This window comes from Pseudoalteromonas obscura (assembly GCF_030135505.1).
GTDB lineage: Bacteria > Pseudomonadota > Gammaproteobacteria > Enterobacterales > Alteromonadaceae > Pseudoalteromonas > Pseudoalteromonas obscura.
The window spans coordinates 237,756-261,493 of record NZ_JASJUT010000005.1; the positions used below are offsets into that span (position 1 = coordinate 237,756).

Here is a 23,738-nt window from a genome sequence, read left to right on the forward strand (position 1 = left end):
TTTGTCTAGCTATTCAAAACGCTTAAAGCAACCGCAATGCAGAAATGAACAAGCGCGAAAGGCGTTTGTATATTCAGTGACTTTCATTGGAAATAAACTGAATCTCGGGACTTTCAATTGTAAACATTTGCCCATCATCCAATTCGATCTCAATATAAAATGTCATAGGAAACTGCGCGTTTGGTGGCGTATTTAATATGAGGTCAGTTCGAAGACCAAGAGGTGTTAAGGGCGCGTTATTTGCTGTTTCAATATACGTATTTAATGTGGTGTAAATACGATTTTCCTCTTTATAGGAAAAGTATTTATTCGGAAAAGTTGCGAAAGTCACAGAGAAGAGCTGATTTAAAATACTGCCGGCTAAAAAGTCTTCGTTGAAGTCATATGCAGAGGTTATTTTGATAGACTTTATACTTTCCTTGGTGGTTTTTATCTCAGGGGAACGGGCATAGGCTTTACTGATAATCGCAGGCCACATGGAGCTGGAAAAAGAGGATGCAATAACAACAGTTTCAGTTACCGTATCCAATCCGAAAATTAAGTTTTGGTGTGCAACTGGTGTGTTTGCTTGATAAGGGGAAGCTCGCTTTATTATATGCGTATCGATTTTCTGGTCGACCTCGCGATTGAAGAGGTACAAATCAATGCCCTTAGTGACCTGTTGAGTTTTCTGCTTTTCAGGTGGTTCAGGAAGGGGAGTAACACTCGAATCAGAGCCACAGCCCAAAAGCGTTACTACTAATATAAATAAACCTATGGCGCGTAAATACAGCATGCTAAATCCTTTTTCGACTGGTTTTAAAACATGGAGTATTCCATAAAGGGGAAGAAAGTATTGTTACTTATTGTTACTGGGGAGTTTGAAAAGTATCAAGCTTGCGATAATTGGGTTGTTCAGCTTTAGTGCTGGCTGAACAACCCAGAAGTCTTAAATTTGAGTAGCAAATTGCGTTTCACTGAGTGCTTGCTCAGACTCGGCTTCACCTCTGTGATCTGTCGCTAGCTTTTCGTAAAGTAACGGCAGAACAATCAATGTAAAGAAAGTGCCAATCAGCATGCCTGCAACCAGAATAATACCTATGCTGTTTCTAGCTTCGGCACCGGCTCCCGTAACCAGTACTAGAGGGAAGTGGCCCAGTACAGTCGCGCCAGTTGTCATCAAGATTGGGCGAAGGCGGGTTGCTGCTGCACCTTTGACGGCATCAAACTTGTTTTTTCCTTCAAGTTGCAAATGATTGGCAAATTCAACGATTAAAATACCATTCTTTGCGATTAATCCTATCAAGGTGATAAGGCCAATTTGGCTGTAAATATTCACGGTAGTGAGTGATAAAAACGGCAACATAAGCGCACCTGACAATGCAAGTGGTGCACAGCCTAAGAGCACCACAAGTGGATCTCTAAAGCTGTTAAATTGGATTGCGAGTAAGAAGTACACCACAATCATGGCCACCAATAATACACCCACCATGGTGTTACCCTCCTTACGAAGTTGCCTTGACTCTCCAGCATAATCAATAGAGTAATGGGCAGGTAAAATGTCTTTGGCAAACTCTTCAATGCTGCTCAGCCCTTGTTCCTTTGTGATGTGAGGTAATACACCCGCCAAAATTCTAAATGAACCTTGTTGGTTGAAAGATCCGAGCACTCTTGGACTTGTGAAAGTTTTCAATGTCGCAAAAGCTGATACAGGAATTAATGTACCTTGATCTGTTCTGACCTGCATATTGAGTATATTTTCAGGGTTATAGCGCTCATCATCGCCAACAATCGGGATCACACGATAGGCCTTGCCATCTTTATTAAAGTAGTTGGCGAAGTTATTTGACATCAATACGCTGAGTTGGTTATTGACATCTGCAAGGTTTAGCCCTAAATCAGCCACAAGTAAGCGATCTATTTCCAACTCAGCCTGCGGTAAGTCAATTTTCAGATCTGTATTCACGAACATGAACTGACCACTGGCATTGGCTTTGGCAATGATTTGGTCAGCGTACTGTTTCATCGTTTGTGCATCGTCACTAGAGCGTAATACAACTTCTACATCAAACTGACCTGCGGTAGGTAAAGATGCCGGTAAAATAGGAAACAAACTCAAGCCTGTCACACTGCCAAGGCGTCCGTATAGATCAAATAGTAAGTCGTGAACAGAGTTCTCGCGTTCTTCAAATGGCGCAAGTTCTACACCACCGAAACCAGCGGCAGCTGTGACTATTTGCCAAGTAAACTGACCACCTTCAGTTGCATTCATAACCCGTGCTGTGTCATTCATTTTTTCCGCTGTATACACCTGAGAAGATTCTGGTGGCGCCTCAATAACAACCTGAACACTGCTTTGATCCTCAATCGGGGCAAGCTCTTTTTGTGACAATAAATAAAATGGCACTGACAATAATGAAAACACAATGGCAACAAAAAATATCTGAGGTCGCCACTTAAACAAGGTATCTAGGCTACGAAAGTAAAATGCTTGTAGCCTGTCAAAATAGCTATTTACAGCTCGTGTAAGTTTGCCTTCTTTACCGCCTTCAGGGTTTACATAAGCACTCATAATGGGCGAGAGTGTAATCGCAACCAGTCCTGAAATCAGTACGGCAATCGCCAAGGTAAAGGCAAATTCTCGGAATAGAAAGCCAGTTAAGCCAGTTAGAAACCCTATTGGAGCATATACTGCGGCGAGGGTCAGCGTCATTGCAATAACTGGCACAAGTAGCTGTCTTGAGCTGATCAGTGCAGCTTGCAACCTTGGCTTACCTTCTCGCATGTGACGGGCAACGTTTTCAACCACTACAATAGCATCATCGACAACCAGTCCGACTGAGAGCACAATGGCCAAAATCGTTAGTAGGTTCAATGAGAAACCCATCATGTAGATCACCGCGACGGCACCTAAAATAGAAATTGGAATCGTGATCAAAGGCACCATAGCAGTTCTAAATGAGCCCATCATTGCTACAACAACGATACCTACTAGGAGTACAGTTTCGGCAAGCGTGGTGAAAATTTCTTTGATGGAATCACGCATATAAAGCGTGCCGTCATAGCCAATCGATATTTTCATATCATTTGGTAGGATCTGATTGATTTCGTCGAGTTTTTTATAAAGAGCATCACCGATATTAATTTCGTTGGCACCTGGTAGCGCCCAAACAGCAAGAAATACTGTGTCGTGATAATCAAGTCGTGCTGTGACCATACCTTGCGCTTCGCCGATTTCAATGTCTGCGATATCCCGAAGCTTTAATTGCGCACTGGCAGTTTCTTTCACGACTAGATTTTCAAAATCAGCTGCGCTTTTCAGGCTGGTGTTTGCCATTAAATCGATACGTTGACGGTTGTTTTCCGTGTAACCAATGGTCGCTATGGTGTTGTTTGCTTGCAGCGCTGCAAAAACGTCGCTGGCACTGAGGTCGTAAATGGCCAATTTATCGCTATCTAACCAAATACGCATCGCCGGGTTTCGTCCACCTTCTAGGGTGACTTTTTGCACACCTGGAATATCCGACATAGATGGCACAACATTACGAACTAAGTAATCACTAACTTCATTTCTGGGTAGACCCTGTGACTCCACATCAAGATAAAAAACGGCATAGGGGCTATCTGCGCGAACAATTTGAATGGCAGGATCTTCAGCGCCAGTTGGTAGTTCAAACTTAATTTGGTTGAGCCGGGTTGTAAGTTCGGCTAGTGCATCGGTGGTACTGTGGTTGAGATCTAACCAAGCCGTCACTTTACTCATACCAGAGGTTGTGACAGAGTCGACATAGTCAACACCAGGTACAGTTGAAGCTACGCGTTCGATAGGCTCTGTGACATAACCTTTTACAACATCTGCCGCAGCGCCTGTATAAACGGTATTGATCACCAAAGAAGCACTTTCAATTTTGGGGTATTGCTGTACAGAGATCTGCTTAGCCGCGTTAACACCAGCTAATATGATCAGCAATGAGAGTACAATTGCCAATACAGGTCGATTGACAAAAATGTCCATTACCGATGGTTTATTTTCGTGTAATGAACTCATTGCTGTGCTCCATCTTGGCTGTCGATTGATGCTGTTTGCTCCGTATAGACCAATAGATTTTCACTGAGCTTAAACGCCCCTTCACTGGCAATAAACTCACCACCAGAAAGCCCTGTCAGAACGATCTGGTTGTCTTGTATCTTGTCGCCCAATGTTACTTTGACCGGTTTTGCTCGCCAATTCTGTTGTTCGTCTTTTTCGAGTTGATAGACAAATTCGCCAAAATGACTACGCGTAATGGCGTTAGTCGGGACTAATACTGCTTTGATGGTATTGGCGGGGACTGTGACCATAGTCATTTGATTATGATTAAATTGATTATCTGAATTTGGTAGCAGCGCGCGGTAACTTTGTTGTCGAGAATCAGAATCAATGCTGGGTTTTTTGGCTATGATCTTCGCGTGGAAATCTTTGAACTCAGCACTACTTGAATCAGTCAGTGAAATACTTACTTGGCTGCCAATATGTGGTTGTGCCAATGTTTGAGGAACATGGAAGTCTACCCATATCGCATTGTCGCTACCAATCATCGTGGTAATTTGACTATTTACATCTAAAAACTGACCGATCTGGTATTGGTCAAGGCCTGTTTGACCAGCAAATGGAGCACGGATGGTTTTTTTAGCGATCAAGGCTTGCAGGTTTTGCACTTCAGCTTCGCCAATACTGACATCGGCTTCTGCTTTATCAACTTCGTCTGGACTGATCCGCTTTTGTTTCAACAGTTTTACGACACGTGCATAGGTAGATTTGGCTAATTTGACGCGTGCCTTAGCGGCTTTTAAATTTGCTTCGTCAATACTGGTGTCAAGTTGCAACAATACTTGCTCAAACTCTACTGTGTCACCCGGGTTAAAGCCAACATAGGTAATTTGCCCTGGATATTCATTACTGATAGTCATGTTTTTTCGTGCTTGTAGCTGACCAACCACTTTGATATTGCTGGTATGCTCAATCGCTTTTGCATAGGTGCTTTTTACCGATGCTGATGGTTCAGGAAATGATTCACCAAAGGCAATTTGAGCTTGTATTTGACTAAACTTGATAAAGCCCAAACTGGCAATCACAACGAGGACAATAAAGGTAGCTGCGAGCCAACGTTTAATATTCATAATTACTCCTATCTGTGATTAACGCAGGTCTAGCGCAATCAGTTTTTGTTCAATATGTTTAAGTGAGGCGTCATTTATAGGCTGTCGCCACGGGTAGCTATTGAGTAGACGTACCGAGCTTCTGATAATTGGGTGGTTAAGGGGTAATGGTGCTAACAATGAATCCGTTCCTTCTATAATCTGTTTAGTCTGCTGCACACGTTGTACTTGTTCATACCCGACCGTCATCGCCCAGCCGCTGATGATGATTTCTTCGATTGCTTCAGATAAGTTCGGTACATCTTCAAGCTCTCCGGCATTAATTGCTTCTACCAATGCTAATTTGAACGAAGACTCACAACGAGACTGTGCTTCAATAATTTTACCGGTCCAATAAGTAGAACCTTTTTTGATGACAGCTTCATTGGTTGCGTAAGTTTGCAGTGCGTAATCAAATTCGAACAATTGTAACTTTAGCGGTGAAATAAGGCTGATCGCGATAATCTTTTCGGGTGCGCTGAGTTCAAGGCCGAGAACTTGGTCGAATATACTGGAGAGATGTGTAAAAGATTCATTGGCAAGGGCAAGCACGATATCCTCTTTACTTTGCACAAACTTGTATACCGAACCCATTGAAAGTCCTGCAATGCGTGCTATTTTGGCCATGGTAAAGTCAGTGATCGACGCTTCATTGATGCATTGTTCGGCAGCGGCAAGGATCATTTTTCGCTGAGTTTGTTGATCATATTTAGGTGCTGGTGCCATCTTATTACTCCATAGGTGACCAGTTTTGATTTGCATTCGAATGGCATTCGAATGCTGTTATTTTAACTCTCAAAAACTTGATGTCAATCGAAACAGGCTATTTAATATTCAATCTTGTCTCCCCCTTAGAATAATTAAATAGGGGTCACTTGAGCATCTCGCTGGTCGAATATGAAAGGTTTCGTCTGAAGTGGAGCGTTAAAGTGAAACAAGTATTTAGTAGTAACTTTTTGAAAAATATAAATTAAATGATTGTTTATGTTAGTGTGAAATGCTTTTGTTATCCTGAACCATATTAGCGCCAAGCCTTATTGTCAGGTTTGTTAGAGTTAAATTTAGCATCTATTTGTGCGCCTAGTTGATACCTCTTTTTAAGTTGTCGTTTTTATTCAATCTCGAATATATAAATTTCATTAGAATTGCTTTCATTGAGTCGTAGTTGAGGACGGTTTTTAGTGCAAGACTACGTAATTTAAGCAATATAAGTAGGATTGAAGTGATGTTAAACATCAAAAAAATGACTCAGCAAAATGAACTCAGCGATTTGAAAACCGCTTATTTTAACGCATCAACAGGTCCCTTAGATGGTATGTGGCACTTTGGATTCGCTCCAATGGCACAGCACTTCGGTTTTTATGAAAGTGAAGTCTTGGTTGGCTTTTGCTGTATCAATAGTGAAAAGTACCTTTTACAGTTTTATTTGTCAGAAATAGCTAATACATTGCCTAGCGAACTATTTACGTTAATTATTAATAACGAAAGTGAGACTGTAGGCGAAGTTAAAGGTGCTTTTGCCAGTACTGCGGAGCCGCAATACCTATCATTATGTATGGATGGCTCAACAGCCCATTCGGTTAATGCACTTATGTACCAGCATTGTGAAGATAAAATCGTGAGAGAAGCAGAAGAGATAGAGCTCATCTTAGCAAACTATGATCAACTAAACTCGCTAGTAGATTTTGCTTTTGAAGCGATAGATGCACCGAAAGAGTGGCTCACAAGTTATTACACGCGTTTAATCAGCCGTGACGAGTTATGGTATTGGGCAATAAATGGAAGCATTGTCGCGACAGGTGAGTGCCGATTATTTGATGAGCACCAAACACAATTTGCAGACCTTGGAATGATTGTATCGACTGAACACAGAAGACAAGGTATAGCTACTCGAGTACTAGAACAATTGGTAATGATTACTAAAAGAAAAGGGCTGAACGCTATTTGTTCTGCGGAAAGCGGCAATATAGGGGCACAAAAAGCTATTCATAAAGCGGGCTTTAAAGCATTGAATAGAATTGTGCAGTTTGACTTTTCTCATCGTTAAATATTCAGTCTCAGCCGCGTTTTGTGTTTTAGGCCAAAAGTTTTTTCGGCGGTGTAATCAGCTACTATAAATGAATATTACATTTACACGTCAGAGAGTATTATGATCCAGTGGTTACAATTCCCTAAGTGTTCTGTTGTGTCTACTTTTGTCGAGTGTTATTGGCTGATTGAGAAGAGGAAGCGAGCGCAAAGTTTTGAGTTTCCTATGCTAAACCCAGATCCCTGTGGTCATTTAATCATGTCTCCCGAGGACCAATCTTATTCTTACAATTTTGGCGGCAATATAGAATGTGGCTTTGGGGATCATATTCTATTTCCCCATTTACAAACCTTACAGCTAGATCACTCCAGTCCTTTTATTCATCTTGGTATTAAGTTTAAAGTCGGCGCGTTCTATGCCATTAAAATCCCCGGTTTTGGTCACCCAACATTGGACCAAGTCGCGGCAGTTGATTTACAGGCCCTTCTCGCAATGAGTAAATTAGAAGTAGTTGATTTGCTATCACTCGCTCGAAAAGACAGTGCTTTATGTCGCGATAATCTTGATAGCGTATTAGTACGTTGGCTTACTCAATTTCATCATGACAAATACGGTGAATTAACTTCTAGAGTTTTGAAAGTAATCGATATAGAGCCGATAGCTCGGCTAGGTGAGCTATTGCATTGTAGTCAAAGAACACTAGAAAGAGCATTCAGCAAAACGACTGGCTTTACACTGAAACAATGCCAATCAATGAACAGGCTGGAAGCAATGCTCGAATACCTATATTCACGCAGCAAAGAGGAGATAGATTGGGCGGAAGTTGCATGTCGATTTGGTTTTAGTGATCAACCTCATTTGATTCGTTATCTTAAATCTCAGCTTGGATTAACGCCCGCTAAATATGCCATCGACAGAGGGCTAACTATCGATGCATATGGCGACATATCTAATTATGTGCATGAGTCTACTTGATGGTTTGTAATAAGCTTATTCTTGCAAGACGAAGCAGCAAAGAACAATTTCATATGTTTAGGTATCTGCTTCTTAATATCTAATGTTCACATCTAAGTCTCAACTCTTTCAAGCACGAGTTTATTAAATATTTCACGCCGCCATTCGTATTAATAACAAAGAACAAAAGGTATCAATGATGGCTGCTGGCAATTATCGCAAAACAAAAGTGTTAGAGAGTGAATATTTATCACCGAATATGAAACGGGTTGTGTTAACCGGACCCGATTTAGCAAGTTTTCCTAGTGGTTTTGAAGGTGGCTATGTGAAGCTGCTATTTACCAAACAAGGTAGAGTACTGCGTGAAGATGAGGCGTTTGAGCAGTTGAGCCGTCAAAATATCATGATGCGTACATACACAGTACGTGGATTTGACAAGGCAACACAACAACTCACCCTGGATTTTGCACTGCATTCTAAGGAAGGCTGTGTGGCACCAGCTTCAGATTGGGCTAGGATGGCGCGGGTTGGAGATGAGATGATCGTTGGCGGGCCAGGAAGTACGATTGGCGTCGATCACAATGCCGATTGGTTTTTGTTTGTTGGTGATATGACAGCAATACCTGCCATAAGTTGTTATTTAACGCGATTACCAGACCGTGCTAAGGGAACTGTAATACTAGAAGTGACGCAACCAGAAGATATTTTGGATTTAACGAAACCCAGTGGTATTGAAGTGATCTGGAAGGTAAATAATACGCCTGGTAAAAATAGCCAATTATTAGACACTGTACAGGCACTAGACTGGATGCAAGGTCATGTTTTTGTTTGGTGTGCTTGTGAATTTGATTCCATGAAAGCATTACGTCGTTGGTTTAAGCGAACAAAAGGCCTTGAAAAAGAGCAGATGTACGTGAGCAGTTATTGGAAATATAACTGTTCAGAAGACGAACATAAAGTCGAGAAATTAGCGGATTCACAACTTTCAGGCTGAGCCTAGCGGAAAAGGAAAGTTGAGAGGAAATTAATCAAGGCGGTACTTTCTTTCTATCTCTTTAAGCCTTATTGGTACATTATGTGAATAAGTGTGATGAATAGGGCTCAATCAAATCTGACAGTCGTGTATGTGCCAAAAGCGGACCTTAATGCGTAACTTGTTTCTGCCCCAAAACGTGTTTAGTCGAATGCCTCAAAGAATAGCGGCCATTAGAAAATTATTTTAAAGCACTGATCTTATGCCCAGTTGTTTTGTGTTTTTTCTATAGTCAAGAAAACGACCCATTGGGTCGTTTTATCATTTCCATAATGTCTATAATGATTGAAAAATATATCTGTAGCAACAAGTTAGTTATTGTGATAAAACTGGTACAATGAGAAAAATGCCCCATGGCTTGGTAGAAAAACGACCCATTGGGTCGATATTAAATTGTTATGTGTAAATGGAAGTTCAATTGTGAATTCAAATTTCGATAAATATATTTCTAATCTTGTTACCAACAAAGCGAAATTTCCTGAACAGCTCTTTGAATTCGCAACGGATCTTGAACGTTACGCGTTAAATCACCCCAAGTCGCTTCATGATAGTTGGGTTTCATCTTTAACTATTGCCGAGAATCGCAATAAACAGCGTCCTTTTGATGCTTCGTTATCAATCATTTTAAGCCTAATCGGGCAACAGCATGATCGCGACATTGTTTTAACCTATAACAATGTTAAATCCTACAAATTAATCGGTCATGAAAATGAATTTAATTACAATGATACTTTTCATGGTGATGTTTTAACTCACGAAGTATCGTTGGAAAATGGGCTATACAAACATATTGTTGAATTACGCTCTGGCTCTATATTCAAAGTGTATTTTACAGATTTCAAAGTTACAGAGCGCGTTTACACATAACAAATGCATCAACGCATGGACTAATAAAGCTTGGCTTGGTTCGTGCCTCACCAATGTTAGCCAAGCATTATTAGCCCATTATACGGGTGTTATAAGCTACAGGTAGAACATGCGTAACCTTCTAGTTTTTTTGTTATTATTCAGCAGCGCTTCTTTTAGTAGCCAAGGTGTTTTTGAGCGATGGACTGCAAAAGGAAAAGAGTGTGTTTTTAAGTTTCAAATACCACCTAGCGTAAATTGGGATGGTGAATCTAAATTGCCTATTTCTATTAAGGGCATTAATACCGCTTTCAAAAATTGGACTAATGCTAACTTAAGCAGTGGCGAAGAAGCGCATGTTACAAATTACAATTTAGCATCTGTTTTTTCAGAAGAAGCTACAACCAATTACTGGGTTTATAAAGTTGGCTATGTTGTTTTTAATAATGGTTCGCCTACACAAAACTTTAATCGTAAGGTAGTAATTGACCTTTCTGGTAAAGTAATCACCCCAGTATGTGGCTTATAACAAATTAATTAAAAAATGGACGCAAAACAGCAGGCTTGCGCTCATTCTTCGCTAAGTTTAGCCTGCTATTTTCCGCCGTTTATTAAGGCGTTATATTTTTAAGGGATTGCACATGAAATATATTATACTGGCAATGTTGGGGCTTTCTAATATTGCTTATTCATCTCCTGATTTTCCTATCGGCAATTGGGAGGCTGTAAGCCGATCTGATCAAGCTATTTATGGGAGCTTTACTTTTACGAAAGAAAAGGTCTATTGGGGCTTGTCGCCTGATGCTCCGCCCTGTAGTGCCAATTATTCAGTTAAAGTAACGAGCCCTGAAAACTGGGATATAAAGTTCTCAAATAAGAAATGTGATTATGATGAGATGAATAATAGCAGTCATAGTAGAAGGCTTGTCGGAATAAATTTACGTATCGACGCTAGCCTTAATAGTAAATATGATAAGAACAGTATAAGGGCGTGGGTGTCTACAAAGTCTGATGGGTGGAAATCTACTGGGGAAGGTATGTATCAACTTTATAAGTGGAGTTTCTACGAAAAAATAAAAATATAACAAGTGCCTAAAAGCAGGCTTACGCTCATTCCTCGCTTAGTTTAGCCTGCAATTTTTCGTCGTTTATTAGGTGTTATAAGCCGTAATTCGCAATCCGTAATCCGTAATCCGTAATCCGTAATCCGTAATCCAGTATGGAGTATACCTGTGATTCTTGTAAAGGATTATGATGGAGTTGGCTAAAAACTTTATTGATGTGCCTCAAACAGAAAGAGGTGGCGAAATGGCTCAAAAAGGTTTTGACTTTCTAGCCTGTTGGGCACTTTCTCATATGTTTGAATATGAACTTCAAGGTAAGGAGTATGTTTTTTTTAATATCATGACGACGTACTTATTCTTGACTCTGAAAAATTTCCATAAAAAGCTACGTTTTCGCAAGTTAAAACTAATGATAAACCTTGGGAATTAAGTAAATTAATTTCAGCAACAAAGAAAGATTATATTTAATTTATTGAAAATTTATTTGAGTAAAGTAATAAGTTCAATAATGCAGATGTTGAATTAATGTTTGTTTCTTATGCTTACTTTAGTTTTGATAAGAGGAATATGTTCAAGGCTGGTGAGATCAAACCAGAGGAGCAAGGTGCTTTAATAAGCAAAGTATCTTAGGTGCTTATTTGTCAGGTTGGTTTTTAAATTCATGAATGTCAGCAGTTGAGGGAGGAGAGTGGGTGTGAACATTATATTTTAATTAAATTTTAGTTTCTTCTCATGAATGGTTGTGAGCTTAAACCAGATTTTAATCGGTGGTTAATATTATTTCGAAATGCAGCTCTTTGAGATAATTTAATATGGTGTATACAAATTATGCATACACCATGTTTTCTAAAATAGCCTTAAGCTATTTTTCCTGGCACCAATCGTTTTGGCCACCTGTAAGGCAATTGAACGTGAACTTAGCACCACCAGCAATATTATTTGTCTGGCTTTTTGCTAATTCAGAGTTCTTAAGAGTAAGAGATTTAAGGTTCTTTTTTTTGAAAGATAATTGCATGAGAAATCCTTTATAAATATTTCTTGAAATAAAACGTAATTTCCAAGATTCGAATTTAATATATTTTTTAAATTGTTAGCTGTCAACATTTTGTTTCTCATTATCCATTAACTTACTTGGGTTTAGTGTTTTTAGCTTTCTTTAATTTGTTTTTTTATTGCTCTGACTGTTTTCTTATTGAACTCTTTTGTGTTGTTTTTATTTTTTTACTGTTTTTGTTTTGTTAAATTTCAAGGTTGCTTTTTATTTTAAATTGGGTTTTTACTTTGTTTCTAACGAGTGGTTTTTGTGCTGGTGGCAACTTGGTATAATAGGTTTGTAATTTTTTCTTATTCGGTGCAATAAAAAGCATAACCAACTTTTCATTCGCATATTTTTGTCATTCATGCGGGTTTAAATCTTCATCTCCCTCATTTAACTCAGTGTTTATTATTAATTTTTTAATATAATCAGCTGGATTTCGAAAATCCTACTGAGTTCTTGTTTATATACTTGGATTACTATCCAAACTGTGCTACTAGTAAATTTACTTTAAATTGTTCAAAAAATAATAAAGAGGTAAGGATGCGTTCAGTTCTATTTTTGTGGTTGCTCCCTTTGAGTTTTTCATCTAGTGCCGCCGATATCTATTTTCGCGGTAGTGAGTGCACCGAAGCTGCTAATGCTAAAGAGGTTTACCTTAGAGAAGAGGCTAGCTTTGAGAAAGGAGAAGCAAGAAAAGAGGTTATGTCAGCATTGAAGCAACGCTTGCTAAACAAAGCATCTCAGTTGACCTATGAAGGTAATAGTACTGGCTATATCGTGGAGTCACTTAAGTTCAAACTCGATGAGGCTAAAATCAAGGGAGGCAAAATTACAAGAAGCACACGGGTAACCGGCTTTTTGCAGCTTTCCCCTGTTTCACAGTGCAGCCATGGGCAAAAGATAAAGCAAGATGAAGCGAATAAACTCGGTTTTGTTTATAACTATGCGAAAATCTCACTGGAAAAAGTAGAACTTGAAAATGCTATTCGTGGGCAACAATTGCGCTCTGCGCTACTGAACAAAGATAGCGTATACGGACTTAAATTAGGCACTACATATGAGCAAGCACTGAACAAAATTGGTCGATTTAGTTTTGATTGGCAAGTCGATAGTAAGTGGCGGTTAACCACCATTGGTCGTAATACTGCTTTGTACTTTCACCAAGGCGTATTGGTTGGAGCGCAATATAACCGACAGTTGCTCCCTATGATATGGAGCAATCTCATCGAACTTGCAGCCACAAAACCTACCATGGAAGCAGGTGGTGTTGAAGTCAGTTTACTTCACCAGGCAATTTCGGATTCATATTTAGCTGAACTTGAGCATAAGTATGACATGTTGGACTACGATACATTCAGAGTTTCAGAAGATGAAGTTGAGCTAAGGCTATCAGGGGTTGTGATAGGTGATACACTGTCGTTGAAGGAGGTTGTACCTACCATGGCCTGTTATGATGAGCGTAGAGGTGTGCAAAGCTTTATTGACGAATATGGAGAGCAGTTACCTGCCTTTTATGATCAGTTGGGTAATAAGGGCTTAATCACTGGGTGCAGTCAAATTATTAATCTATGGGATGACCGAAATTTTAAGTCTTTATCTTTAATTGAACAGGCTAATTTTAACAGCGCCAAATTACTTTTATCTAAGGCCATTTCAAACGCTTTGTCTGACTGGTCTTTTTATAATGTGAAGTACCTCAATGGTATTTCGGCACATCCGGAACTGGTCATTAAAGACAGTAAAGATGGTATATATGAAGTTCAAATTGGCGGTTGGTTTGGGCACTTTAGCACGGATCAAGAGTTAGCTTATGAAGGTGTCTTTTATCTTCAATAGCTAATAAGTCAGGGGCCGTCCACTTGCCGACGGCAATATGCTGCTCACTTTTAAATGCTGTGGTGAGCGGCAGCATCCTTTGCCTGAGGTGGTCATTTGTAGACAAAAAATAGGTTTGCAAAAAAGTAATATTAACACTGCGCCAATTTAGAACAGAAGCGGCAATAGATAAGTTTGCTGACTGTATTGTTTCATTTGGGATAGATTATTTTCCAAAAATCGAGCTTAGCTTGAAGGTACTACAAATATTGTATAAATGTAGGGGGCGTTAAGCTGCGTTAGCCTCCAACTCCCGCATACGATTTGGCTGAGAACATGACTGCCCCACCACCAATTTTTCAACTTTAATATATTGATATATATACTTACTTTCTTAATCATAGAAAAGTTCGTGACAAATCAAGTAAACGTCAAGTCAATTGTTCCACAGTGGATATGCTGCAATCAAAACGTTGATTAATAAAACTGAGGAGTTATCTATGGGAAGCGTTAAACCACTGTGGGCAGGTGCTGTGTTCATGGCATTTGCTATGACTGACTTTGCTTCGGCAATGGAACGTAACGGGCCAATGGTTGGACCCTATTTGGGCCAGAAACCACCAGGTTCGGAGCCAAAAGTATTTGCTCCGGGAAGTGTGTCTGCGAAACAGCGTGATACCAATCCATTTTTTTCCCCAGACATGTCGGAGTTTTACTTTACGAGGAAAGATCCCAAAGCCAACAAGTGGTCGCTTATTGTATTCAAGCAAATTGATGGTAATTGGCAAGAATCGACAGTAGGGCCGCGTATTTGGCGGCCATTACTTGCACCTGATGGCAAAACGATGCACATGGGTAAATATGTAATGATGAGAACTGCGGCCGGATGGTCAAAGCATCGAATATTGGACCCTATGTTTGATAGAGAAGATTGGGGAATAATGAGGCTGACAGCTGCTGCAGATGGCACTTACGTATTAGATGATTATAAAAGCGGAGACGTCCTGCGAATATCATCTCTGGTGAATGGAAAACGAACTAAACCTGAACGATTAGGCCCACAAATCAACACGGGCAAATATAACGCTCACCCTTTTATTGCACCGGATGGGTCGTATTTAATTTGGGATGGTGTTCGTGAATCAGGCTACGGTAATTCTGATTTGTATATAAGTTTCCGTGACAAACAAGGCCGTTGGGGTGAAGCCATCAACCTTGGTAGCAAGGTAAATACCAGCGCAAGAGAGGCTTCTGCCAGTGTGACTCCAGATGGGAAGTTCTTATTCTTCAATCGGGCTACCAAGGAAAATGACAGCGACATCTTTTGGGTTGACGCCAAAGTGATAGAAGACTTAAGGCCAAGTAATAGTTAGGCTATTAGGCAACATGCACAGGGTAGTTGTGTTACTGAGAACTTATTGCAACAGATAAGAAAAAGCTGATACGCTCAATGGCTAGCACAAAGTATATTTAATTACGCTCATACTTCGTTTATTAATATTTAAATCATATCCAATCATAAGCGGTGTAAAAATAAAAACAGGGGTTATATGAAATATATTTTACTAGCCTTGAGCTTTATAGCACTCAATGCAAATGCCATTATTATTCGTCATGATGTTCAAGAGACTAATTATTTAGCAAAACCTGATGACTTTCCAGCACTTGCAACATTTTACATAGATGGTGCTCATGGCATCCTGATTTCATCAAAATGGATTCTAACTGCGGCACACACAACATTTTGTTTAAACTCTGGCACCAAGATAAAAATGAGCAAGGGCAGTGCGACAGTCAAAAGTTTACATATTCATCCTAATCACACTCCGGGCATTAGTCATGATATCGCTTTGGTAGAGCTCATGGGGGACGTCGCGCATTTACCCCCTGCAACCTTGTATACCAGAAATGACGAAACAGGGCTGCCAATTTGGTTTATTGGTATAGGCGGAACAGGCAATGGTATTACAGGTATCACCGTTGATAACTATGAAAATAAAGGGGTTCTCAGAAAGGCTCAAAATCGTGTAGAGGAAGCGAAAGGCCCGATTTTGACGTTTAAGTTTGATAAAGGTGAACATGCCTTACCACTTGAAGGAATATCTGGCGGTGGTGATAGCGGTGGGCCTGCCTTTATTGAAACTGAGCGCGGATATCAAGTATTAGGCATAAGCTCTCGTTACGGTGGTGGACCGTCTGAGAAGTATGGTAGCTTTGAAGTGTACTCACGTGTTTCGCATTTTACTCCTTGGATTAAGGAGGTTATGGACAAGCCAGACAAAGCGGTTAGCTCAGGTGTGAGTCTCGACAAGTTGAAGCACCTACCGGGCGGATTGAAACCGTCAGATCTCCCTGCTTTATGTCCAGATATATTGATTAGCCATGAAGCGTTGAGCAAATAGCGTATGTCAAAGTAGGCAGCCAAACGTTGCCTACTTGGTATATCTAGTGCAAGAGTTACAAGGCGCACTACTACTGCAATTTTTTAATATGCATCTGAGGGTGTTTTTGCATCACCTCATTAAGCGCTTCGTGCTGGTTGTCGTCAATTTCAACATGCAAAACTAGAGGGTGCCTTTCTCCTTGAGTGAAATCTTTACACATCATGTAATATCGTATTAAGTCTGAACCCACCATGCCACATACCCAAATGCTAAACAGTGCAAGCACAACAGTCCCTATTACGGCGGCAGTTGGTGGTATAAGTACCCAGGTAACTGCGAAATACGCGCTTACAATGATTGCCAACAGCACAACTATCTCTGATTTTAAAATCCCGACAATATGATTAGTAAGGCAGTCATGTAAAGGATGTGCCTTGTTATCACACAGAGCGCTGACATCTTCGGTATCTAGGTGCAGGGCTTCCAGCTCATCTTGTGTCTCACGAAACGCAGTGTAATCGTGGCCTTTGATAATGTAGTGATTCATACAACCTCCCAACATTCAGTGTGTACATCTATACGTTGAGAGAAGCTTCATGGTTTACTTGTACAAAAATGCCAATAAAACCTAGGCTAATTAGCTGATAATTATAACTTTATTGGTTGGTTGCTATTGACGTTGCGTGTGACCATATTGACAAAGGTAATATTAAATAACTGGCAATATTATCTAGTTCGATTATTGATATTTTATTTATATTAATGGGGGCGGATTTATGTGTTTAGTTATTTTCAATGTTGATTAAAGTGGGTGGGTTTTAATTGTATGAAAAATCAATAAAGCGCATTGGTTTATAAAGATGGTTTATCGTAATGCTTTGTAATGTTTAAGCCTCATATTTATTACTAAGCTAATTTACCGAAACGCTCAGTCAATTAAATTAAAAGGAGATGAAAATGAAATTACGTAAATTAGCAAGCGGTAGTTTAATCGGAGTAACTGCACTTATTATGCACTTTTCAAGCGTTGCAGGAGAATCCAATGTTAATACTAATGACGTTCCAAGCAACGTAGATTATTATCAAGATGTCGGAAAGTATGTGACGAAAGTTGGAGAGTTGTCGCCACATGACAGGCAAGAAATACAAGCGTCGTACTGGGAGCGAATGAATGGCAATGGGTCAGGGTGGTACGCAACAAATGGTGGGATCCGCGCCGTATATGGTGCGGGTGGCAGTGATAGAAGTGTTGAGCAATTTCTTGCAGATACATATGGATCAGTACCTTGGTACTGGGCTACTACTGCAACGGTAAAGGTACAAATGGATGGCAACGGTTCTAAAGCATACCGTTGCCCAAGGAATCACCTAGTGACTGAGCTTTATTATGCTGATAGCGGCGATGACAGCGTTGAGGCATTACGGTGTAAGGCGATGAGGTCGCATTCAACTGGATCAGAAACCGCTGTCCGTGTACCTTATACAGGTGTTGCTTATTGCCCGAGTGATTATTACTTAACGGGTATGCGCTATAAAGATTATGGTGATGATTACGTCGAAGAAATAATTTGCTCAAAAGTTTATTAATCACAATTTAAAAGTTGTTACTTGAATTTGTAAGTGTGATAAAAACACACTTACAATTTTAAAATAAAAATTATTATTTTTAATGTTATTTTTTATTATATTGTTTTTGAAATTTCGTATAACTTTTCGACTAAGTTTTCTTGAGTTACTTTCGTATATTCTCTTTCCAAAGATATAAGGTCTCCAACCACATAAGCAGATTGTGCAGCTTCTAACATGGCAATATCGTTTTGGTCATTCCCCATACATAATGTGTTTTTCATATCTAGGCCAGCCCGCAATAGCGCATTTAATTTATTACTGTATTTGGGCACGACATCAAAACTATTGCACCCATTGTGGTGATAAAAATCATAGTCACTGAGTGCAGTATTCAGATACGCTTTAACTTCTAGGTGGCGATTTTCTTCTAGTACCAACAGTTTGACGATGGGTTCTAACCTAAGTGATTGGTTACAATATGGGTTTCTACCTAACTTTTTAACTTCTAGATGAAAGTGATGTGGCGTGTCTGAGATCGCATATTCCTCAATGCCGTCGTATAGGTATGGAATTTCTTTTTGATCAAGCCAGTTCAAAACTTCGATAACTTCTCGTTTATTGAAGTTTAAAGTGTCGTAAACGACTTTGTTTTTACTAATCATCGCGCCATTGCAACCAATGATCTGATGGTGCCAAAAGTGTTTTGGAAGTACTGGCAAGGTGTCTCTTAGCGGGCGTGCCGTCGCAAAGTGTATCGTTGCGCCTTGTTGCTCGATTGCCCGTAACGCTTTGGCTACTGCATCTTGCATAGGCTGACCTTTAAAAATTAGAGTCCCATCTAGATCGAATACGACATTCATTATTTTACATCTCATCATTTAAGTTGCGTTTACTTTGCCAAAAATTCGCGATATAAATTTAGTTATTGGCTCAAAATTATTAGGTATTAGCTCATTAGTAAAAGCAAACCCGCTCCCGTTCGATTTACCATCAATGAATCTGTTCGTGTTAAGCATATTCAAAATAGCCCATTGCTGTTTGAATGGCATCAACATGATTGTTTTGAATTAATCTTAACATTGGGCGCAAAAGGCAAGCGCTTTTTGGCCGGTGATGTTCATTGCTTTGAGGCGGTTGATCTTGCCTTAATTTTACCTGGAGAACCCCATACGTGGGACAATACAGATCAATTAGCGCCCGTCGGCGATGTGGTTGTCGTGCTTTGGCCAAAGGCGTTATTTTCAGTTGAGATCAGTGAATTTGAAGTGATTCAAGCTTGGCTGACTGGATTGGAAGCTGGCATCGTATTTTCAAAGGAAATAACAGACAAAGTGATGCCATTAATGCTGAGCATGAACAGTGCCCAAGCACTTAAGAAGCTCACGATATTGGCCGATGTATTGTCGCAGTTAATGCAATCACACATATCCCAAAGTGCTATTTCAAGTGCACCACGTCGTAATACTACAAGGATAGAGCCAGTACTGGATGTCATTAAAAATAACTTGGCTTGTTTACCAAGTCTGACCGAATGCTCTTTATTGGCAAATCTCAGTGTAGCTACACTCAAACGATTGTTCGCAGACAGTCTTGGTATGAGCTACTCACAGTATTGTGACCACCTGAGAATAAAGCGAGCGAGACACCTACTTGCGACAACACACCAGCCGATAGGGGTTGTTGCGCAACAATGCGGTTTTAACAGTTCTGCGTACTTTAATCAGTTTTTCAAAAAGCACGAAAGTATTACGCCGAGTGCATTTCGAAAGCAGTTTACATGGCGAAAGCGCCGATAGCATGATTGATAGCGGTGCATACCCATATGGGTATGCACACAGGCTCAAATTACAATGTTTTTAAGTACTCTATCAACGCCATTTTCTCTTCGTGGCTGAGTTCTCTGCCTATTTTTCCCGGTACACTTGTATCGTTTGTAAAGGCGTGGCCTGTATTGTGATTGCCAGCTTGACGCGTATCGAGAACAAAATAGCCTCCTTGGTAATCATCGACTTGATTAGCTGGAGGTAGGTCCTTTCGGGTATTTAAGGCTTCAATATGCTTACTTTGAGTTATGCCAACATTGACAGGGTCAAATTCGAGGCGGCCTAGCTCGACAAAAGTAGGCCTTTGTGAGGGCTTCGAAAGTAGGCTATACAGGTTTGGGACAGAACCATTATGTAGATAGGGGGCTGTCGCCCAAATACCATTGAGCGGCCGCGCTTTGTAGCCACCACTATGCCTTAAGCAATTGGGCCTGCCGCCCTCAAGCTGCTGTTGAGTGTCGAATGGTGTGTAGTTTTGTTTAAACCACTGCTGGTTGGTTTCCTCTACAACGGCGCCGAGTGCGAGTGCAAAATTACTGGTAGCACTGTCTTGTACATTGATAAACTGTAAATCAGAACGCATTTCAGGCGTTTTTTGATATTTATCAACCGCAACGCACAAATCAGTATTGAGTCCCAGCTCCTTGGTATTGACGGTCCGATTTTTGAGAACTAGTGCTTGGGCAGGATCGGTGCCAATCTTTTCTATAGAGTAAAGGTTAAGATTTAAGTATTTGTGAGTAGTAGACTTAACTTCACCATTTTCTTCGTAGCTGATCTCGTGCCAATTATTTTTCCAAAAATCGGGGCTATCCATTGGCTGCAGGTGACATTGCTGGCAATTCTGTTTGTACAGTTCTTTCCCTGCTTTTACCAAAGAGGGCTTGAGTATAGGCAAGCTGTTTGGCCATTTTGGCGCGCGAAGGCCATTTATTTCTCCTAGTTGGCCTGATGCTCCTGTATAATTACGTAAAGGGTACTCACCTGCCAGCCACTCTTCGATATCGTATAGAGTGTCTATCGGAATTGAGCTAGAAAAAGTAGCTGGCTGTTGCATGATATTTGCGGGTACCTGCATGTCTACATATGCCGCTACCCCGAGTGCTTCGCCAGCATTTCTGATCAAAGGCTGCATAATTGAGCCATCGTATTGAACCCAATTAAACCATGAGGTAGTCCAGATATGAGGGTAGTTTACTGGAGCTTCGATTGGGTTATAGTTTTCAGGTCTATCCATGTTGTCCGCAAATACTTTATTGCCGATGCGATTTAGTGCATCAAGTCGAGTAAAGCCTTCCGTCACATTGATGGTATCCTGAGTCTTGGCAAGCTGGCTGACAGTATCGGTCAGCGCACTTTTAAGCTTTGCTTTGCTCACAACATTGTAGTTACTGCCTAATACTTTCTTTGCAAAGCGTTCAAAGCGGCTGTCGAATGGCGCCAATTTACTCGACAAGACAGTTTGACCTATGGCAGCTCCCAGTGATTTGGTTAGCAAGCCCAAATCGGTCATCGCAGGCCCACCATCAACAACGTAGCGAATGTTGTTGTAGGTAAACTGCCCTGTATGGCAAGCCGTACAAGTAAAGCCAACCGCAGTTGCTGAGCGATTTAAGCCAGGCATTGGGATGCTGGCTGTTTTTGCCAGCCCTAAAGGCAATTGTAATTGAGTGCTGTCCAAATCTGTTGAAGGATTCAAATTAACAAAACCAAGCCGGTAGATATATTCAGATAAAAAGGCTTTTTCTTGACCAAAAAGAATAAACCAAGGTGTATTTTTCGGTGCTTCAAGGGCAATTAACCACTCATAAGGAATGGGCAAAGTCGCCGTACCTTGAGATGCATGGTAAGGCCATTCATCACTGTAGTGTTTAATACTTGGCCAACCTGATTGATTAATAAACTTGGTCTCTAAGTGCTCATATTTAGGGAGGTTTGGTGGTGTCAATCCATAGTTGAGTTCGCTTAAAGCCGTTACGGTGCGAAACACCACAACTAAAATAGCGAAAGCAATTAGCGTTGATATTATCCAAGGCCACTTCTTTCGAAGCCAGCCGAGTATTAACGGGTAATCTCTGGGCATAAATTTCTCTGACGGTAATGGAATGTTGTTAATATTTTTACATAACTTGTTAATTGCAAAAATTACATGGGATTACACTAGGACTGAGAAAACAAAAAGTTGTGAAAAAAAGGAGAGTGATACGCAGGACTTAGGTTGCCAACTAAATTAAATGCTGTGCTCTGGTGCAGGCATCAAGTCTGCGTGTTCGCGGTGAGTAGAGCCACGCCTCCAGCTTAGAGCCTCGTCTAGGCTTTAGCTTTTTGCTTTGAACATTTGTTCTATAAAAATTCATTTTTAATTTCATTTTTTTAACTAAGCTTAATCCTTAAGGTTTAATTTAAGGGGGTTCTTATGGACGCATCTTCGTTTGATCCGCAAAAAGTAATGGACTTAGTCACAGAGCATGTCGTTAATTTCGCACCGAAACTGGCGCTTGCAATTATTACTTTGATAGTGGGCCTTTGGCTAATTTCGCTTGTTGGCAATGCCATAGACTATTTACTTGAAAAGAAAGATTTCAATATATCGCTGAGGAAATGGCTCAGTAGTGTAGCAACGGTGTTGCTCAAGGCCTGTTTGTTTATATCAGTGATCTCCATGTTGGGTGTTAAAACGACATCCTTTATTGCCATTTTGGGTGCCGCGGGGCTCGCTGTGGGCTTGGCGCTACAAGGTAGTCTTTCAAATTTTGCGGGTGGTGTGTTGATACTCATTTTCAAACCTTTTCAGGTTGGTGATTATATTGTTGCGCAGGGTGAAGAAGGGGTGGTTGAGGCCATTGATGTATTTTGTACTTTTTTAATCACGTTGGACAATCGGCGTATTATTCTGCCTAATGGTCCCTTAGCAAGTGAGCAAGTCAACAATGTGACACATGAACCCATTCGACGAGTCGATTTGTCTGTTGGGATCAGTTACAACAACAGTGTTGATGAAGCTGAGCGCGCTATATTGGAGATGGCGAAGAGTGACGAGAGAATACTAAATGAGCCAGCTCCCTTTGTTGGCGTCGTGGGGTATGGCGACAATTCAATTGATTTGACGATATGGGTTTGGTGCAAAACTGATGATTACTGGGATGTGTATTTTGCGACGAATAGAGCCATTAAACCAGCACTAGACAAAGCCAATATTTCAATTCCTTTCCCTCAAAGAGATATACATATTATTGATAAAAGCGCTTAGAGTGGAATGAAAACGATAGTGGGAATGTGCTGTTCCCACTATGTTGTGCGTTTAAAAGTTATATCTAACAGTTACAAAATGATTCTCGTACACATCTACGTTTTGGTAGCTTGCGCTGATAGTAAAGTCTTTAGTAATGTCATAAGCTAATTCAAATTGGTAGGCAAATTCGTTCTTATCTTGCGCTCTACTAAAGTGTTGATAACCGATTCCAGCTGTCGCTCTAAAATTATCTAAAAACGCAATGTGGTAATTTGCTTCGATACCGTATGTGCTAGTATGGAGTTGTGTGTCATAGTCTCGTTGAAAGCGAGGATATAAGTGTTCTTCTCCATGAGTGTCTAAATAGTTAACTGTTTGTTTTATAAATCCATCATTATCCATATTAATTCGGCCAACTGAACCAACAAGTTCTAACAATGTATTGTTTTCAAAGGGTATAATATAGGCTGCGTTTATATTCCACTGCGCGATGTCACTGGTGCTTTCCACGTATGTTGTATAAACTTTATCGCCATATTCAGAGACTCTAGTATCAGCTTTATCAAGAGATGTATCTAAATACTGAGCAGAGATAACCCAGTTTTGATCAAGCTGTTTACTCGCTTCTACTGTAAATCCATTTAAACTGTCATCGCCATCTTCATCAATAAGCTTAAATTTGGCGTAGCCTGCGCCAACGTAATCAAAGTTAACCGTGTCGCTAGCAAATGTTGCTGTTGAAATTAGAGCACTTGATAATGCTAAGGCAAGTAATTTCATTTCTATCCTAATA

21 protein-coding genes are annotated in these 23,738 nt (G+C 40.3%); 13 read left to right on the plus strand and 8 right to left on the minus strand.

The annotated features are described in order from the left end of the window. Nucleotides 1–73: 73 nt before the first annotated feature. The 4 genes from QNM18_RS14170 to QNM18_RS14185 form a co-directional block, all read right to left on the minus strand. Complete coding sequence (locus QNM18_RS14170; RefSeq protein WP_284137601.1) at nt 74–775, minus strand: hypothetical protein; 702 nt, start codon at nt 773–775, stop codon at nt 74–76. Between the two features lie 153 nt (nt 776–928). Next, nucleotides 929–4,027: an efflux RND transporter permease subunit gene (locus QNM18_RS14175; RefSeq protein WP_284137602.1), complete on the minus strand. Its 3,099-nt coding sequence runs from the start codon at nt 4,025–4,027 to the stop codon at nt 929–931. After that, on the minus strand, nt 4,024–5,139 hold the full coding sequence (locus QNM18_RS14180; protein WP_284137603.1) for an efflux RND transporter periplasmic adaptor subunit: 1,116 nt from the start codon (nt 5,137–5,139) through the stop codon (nt 4,024–4,026). Before QNM18_RS14180 ends, QNM18_RS14175 begins: the two co-directional genes overlap by 4 nt. Nucleotides 5,140–5,157: 18 nt before the next feature. Beyond that, nucleotides 5,158–5,883: a TetR/AcrR family transcriptional regulator gene (locus tag QNM18_RS14185; RefSeq protein ID WP_211011553.1), complete on the minus strand. Its 726-nt coding sequence runs from the start codon at nt 5,881–5,883 to the stop codon at nt 5,158–5,160. Nucleotides 5,884–6,382: 499 nt separating this feature from the next. On the opposite strand from QNM18_RS14185, the gene QNM18_RS14190 reads away from it, so the two are divergent. The 10 genes from QNM18_RS14190 (at nt 6,383) to QNM18_RS14235 (ending at nt 16,339) form a co-directional block, all read left to right on the plus strand. After that, nucleotides 6,383–7,204, plus strand: a complete 822-nt coding sequence (locus tag QNM18_RS14190) for a GNAT family N-acetyltransferase (RefSeq protein WP_284137604.1) — start codon at nt 6,383–6,385, stop codon at nt 7,202–7,204. Between the two features lie 102 nt (nt 7,205–7,306). Then, nucleotides 7,307–8,161 carry a helix-turn-helix domain-containing protein gene (locus QNM18_RS14195; protein ID WP_284137605.1) on the plus strand — a complete coding sequence of 285 codons (855 nt, stop codon included), beginning with the start codon at nt 7,307–7,309 and terminating at the stop codon, nt 8,159–8,161. A 175-nt stretch (nt 8,162–8,336) separates the two neighbouring features. After that, on the plus strand, nt 8,337–9,134 hold the full coding sequence (locus QNM18_RS14200; RefSeq protein ID WP_284137606.1) for a siderophore-interacting protein: 798 nt from the start codon (nt 8,337–8,339) through the stop codon (nt 9,132–9,134). Nucleotides 9,135–9,593: 459 nt separating this feature from the next. After that, nucleotides 9,594–10,040 (plus strand): hypothetical protein, encoded by a 447-nt coding sequence (locus QNM18_RS14205; RefSeq protein ID WP_284137607.1) that lies wholly within the window; start codon nt 9,594–9,596, stop codon nt 10,038–10,040. A gap of 130 nt (nt 10,041–10,170) precedes the next feature. After that, on the plus strand, nt 10,171–10,548 hold the full coding sequence (locus QNM18_RS14210; RefSeq protein ID WP_284137608.1) for a hypothetical protein: 378 nt from the start codon (nt 10,171–10,173) through the stop codon (nt 10,546–10,548). Nucleotides 10,549–10,660: 112 nt separating this feature from the next. Beyond that, nucleotides 10,661–11,104 carry a hypothetical protein gene (locus tag QNM18_RS14215; RefSeq protein WP_284137609.1) on the plus strand — a complete coding sequence of 148 codons (444 nt, stop codon included), beginning with the start codon at nt 10,661–10,663 and terminating at the stop codon, nt 11,102–11,104. A gap of 166 nt (nt 11,105–11,270) precedes the next feature. Further along, nucleotides 11,271–11,513, plus strand: a complete 243-nt coding sequence (locus QNM18_RS14220) for a hypothetical protein (RefSeq protein ID WP_284137610.1) — start codon at nt 11,271–11,273, stop codon at nt 11,511–11,513. 1,149 nt (nt 11,514–12,662) lie between these two features. Next, nucleotides 12,663–13,958, plus strand: a complete 1,296-nt coding sequence (locus QNM18_RS14225; RefSeq protein WP_284137611.1) for a hypothetical protein — start codon at nt 12,663–12,665, stop codon at nt 13,956–13,958. Nucleotides 13,959–14,437: 479 nt separating this feature from the next. Next, entirely contained in the window at nt 14,438–15,310 is an 873-nt protein-coding gene (locus QNM18_RS14230; RefSeq protein WP_284137612.1) for a TolB-like translocation protein, read from the plus strand. A gap of 177 nt (nt 15,311–15,487) precedes the next feature. Further along, on the plus strand, nt 15,488–16,339 hold the full coding sequence (locus QNM18_RS14235; protein WP_284137613.1) for a trypsin-like serine protease: 852 nt from the start codon (nt 15,488–15,490) through the stop codon (nt 16,337–16,339). Nucleotides 16,340–16,409: 70 nt separating this feature from the next. Here QNM18_RS14235 and QNM18_RS14240 read toward each other — a convergent pair whose 3' ends face one another. Continuing rightward, nucleotides 16,410–16,868 (minus strand): hypothetical protein, encoded by a 459-nt coding sequence (locus tag QNM18_RS14240; RefSeq protein WP_284137614.1) that lies wholly within the window; start codon nt 16,866–16,868, stop codon nt 16,410–16,412. A gap of 410 nt (nt 16,869–17,278) precedes the next feature. On the opposite strand from QNM18_RS14240, the gene QNM18_RS14245 reads away from it, so the two are divergent. Next, nucleotides 17,279–17,908, plus strand: coding sequence for a hypothetical protein (locus tag QNM18_RS14245; RefSeq protein ID WP_211011542.1), 630 nt, complete (start codon nt 17,279–17,281; stop codon nt 17,906–17,908). A gap of 95 nt (nt 17,909–18,003) precedes the next feature. Here QNM18_RS14245 and QNM18_RS14250 read toward each other — a convergent pair whose 3' ends face one another. Further along, a complete protein-coding gene (locus QNM18_RS14250; RefSeq protein WP_349774892.1) occupies nt 18,004–18,768 on the minus strand; it encodes an HAD family hydrolase in 765 nt (254 codons plus the stop codon). Between the two features lie 153 nt (nt 18,769–18,921). Here QNM18_RS14250 and QNM18_RS14255 point away from each other — a divergent pair, with 153 nt between their 5' ends. Next, nucleotides 18,922–19,686 carry an AraC family transcriptional regulator gene (locus tag QNM18_RS14255; RefSeq protein ID WP_284137615.1) on the plus strand — a complete coding sequence of 255 codons (765 nt, stop codon included), beginning with the start codon at nt 18,922–18,924 and terminating at the stop codon, nt 19,684–19,686. A 49-nt stretch (nt 19,687–19,735) separates the two neighbouring features. On the opposite strand, the gene QNM18_RS14260 is transcribed toward QNM18_RS14255, so the two are convergent. After that, complete coding sequence (locus QNM18_RS14260; RefSeq protein ID WP_284137616.1) at nt 19,736–21,796, minus strand: c-type cytochrome; 2,061 nt, start codon at nt 21,794–21,796, stop codon at nt 19,736–19,738. 333 nt (nt 21,797–22,129) lie between these two features. Between QNM18_RS14260 and QNM18_RS14265 the strand changes: the two genes are divergently transcribed. Further along, nucleotides 22,130–22,963: a mechanosensitive ion channel family protein gene (locus QNM18_RS14265; RefSeq protein WP_284137617.1), complete on the plus strand. Its 834-nt coding sequence runs from the start codon at nt 22,130–22,132 to the stop codon at nt 22,961–22,963. 51 nt (nt 22,964–23,014) lie between these two features. On the opposite strand, the gene QNM18_RS14270 is transcribed toward QNM18_RS14265, so the two are convergent. After that, nucleotides 23,015–23,725 carry a hypothetical protein gene (locus QNM18_RS14270; protein ID WP_284137618.1) on the minus strand — a complete coding sequence of 237 codons (711 nt, stop codon included), beginning with the start codon at nt 23,723–23,725 and terminating at the stop codon, nt 23,015–23,017. Nucleotides 23,726–23,738: the final 13 nt, after the last annotated feature.

Coding starts and splice junctions, on each gene's coding strand:
- QNM18_RS14170 (WP_284137601.1), bottom strand. CDS start 775: ATGCTGTATTTACGCGCCATAGGTTTATTTATATTAGTAGTAACGCTT.
- QNM18_RS14175 (WP_284137602.1), bottom strand. CDS start 4,027: ATGAGTTCATTACACGAAAATAAACCATCGGTAATGGACATTTTTGTC.
- QNM18_RS14180 (WP_284137603.1), bottom strand. CDS start 5,139: ATGAATATTAAACGTTGGCTCGCAGCTACCTTTATTGTCCTCGTTGTG.
- QNM18_RS14185 (WP_211011553.1), bottom strand. CDS start 5,883: ATGGCACCAGCACCTAAATATGATCAACAAACTCAGCGAAAAATGATC.
- QNM18_RS14190 (WP_284137604.1), top strand. CDS start 6,383: ATGTTAAACATCAAAAAAATGACTCAGCAAAATGAACTCAGCGATTTG.
- QNM18_RS14195 (WP_284137605.1), top strand. CDS start 7,307: ATGATCCAGTGGTTACAATTCCCTAAGTGTTCTGTTGTGTCTACTTTT.
- QNM18_RS14200 (WP_284137606.1), top strand. CDS start 8,337: ATGATGGCTGCTGGCAATTATCGCAAAACAAAAGTGTTAGAGAGTGAA.
- QNM18_RS14215 (WP_284137609.1), top strand. CDS start 10,661: ATGAAATATATTATACTGGCAATGTTGGGGCTTTCTAATATTGCTTAT.
- QNM18_RS14220 (WP_284137610.1), top strand. CDS start 11,271: ATGATGGAGTTGGCTAAAAACTTTATTGATGTGCCTCAAACAGAAAGA.
- QNM18_RS14225 (WP_284137611.1), top strand. CDS start 12,663: ATGCGTTCAGTTCTATTTTTGTGGTTGCTCCCTTTGAGTTTTTCATCT.
- QNM18_RS14230 (WP_284137612.1), top strand. CDS start 14,438: ATGGGAAGCGTTAAACCACTGTGGGCAGGTGCTGTGTTCATGGCATTT.
- QNM18_RS14235 (WP_284137613.1), top strand. CDS start 15,488: ATGAAATATATTTTACTAGCCTTGAGCTTTATAGCACTCAATGCAAAT.
- QNM18_RS14240 (WP_284137614.1), bottom strand. CDS start 16,868: ATGAATCACTACATTATCAAAGGCCACGATTACACTGCGTTTCGTGAG.
- QNM18_RS14245 (WP_211011542.1), top strand. CDS start 17,279: ATGAAATTACGTAAATTAGCAAGCGGTAGTTTAATCGGAGTAACTGCA.
- QNM18_RS14250 (WP_349774892.1), bottom strand. CDS start 18,768: ATGATGAGATGTAAAATAATGAATGTCGTATTCGATCTAGATGGGACT.
- QNM18_RS14260 (WP_284137616.1), bottom strand. CDS start 21,796: ATGCCCAGAGATTACCCGTTAATACTCGGCTGGCTTCGAAAGAAGTGG.
- QNM18_RS14265 (WP_284137617.1), top strand. CDS start 22,130: ATGGACGCATCTTCGTTTGATCCGCAAAAAGTAATGGACTTAGTCACA.
- QNM18_RS14270 (WP_284137618.1), bottom strand. CDS start 23,725: ATGAAATTACTTGCCTTAGCATTATCAAGTGCTCTAATTTCAACAGCA.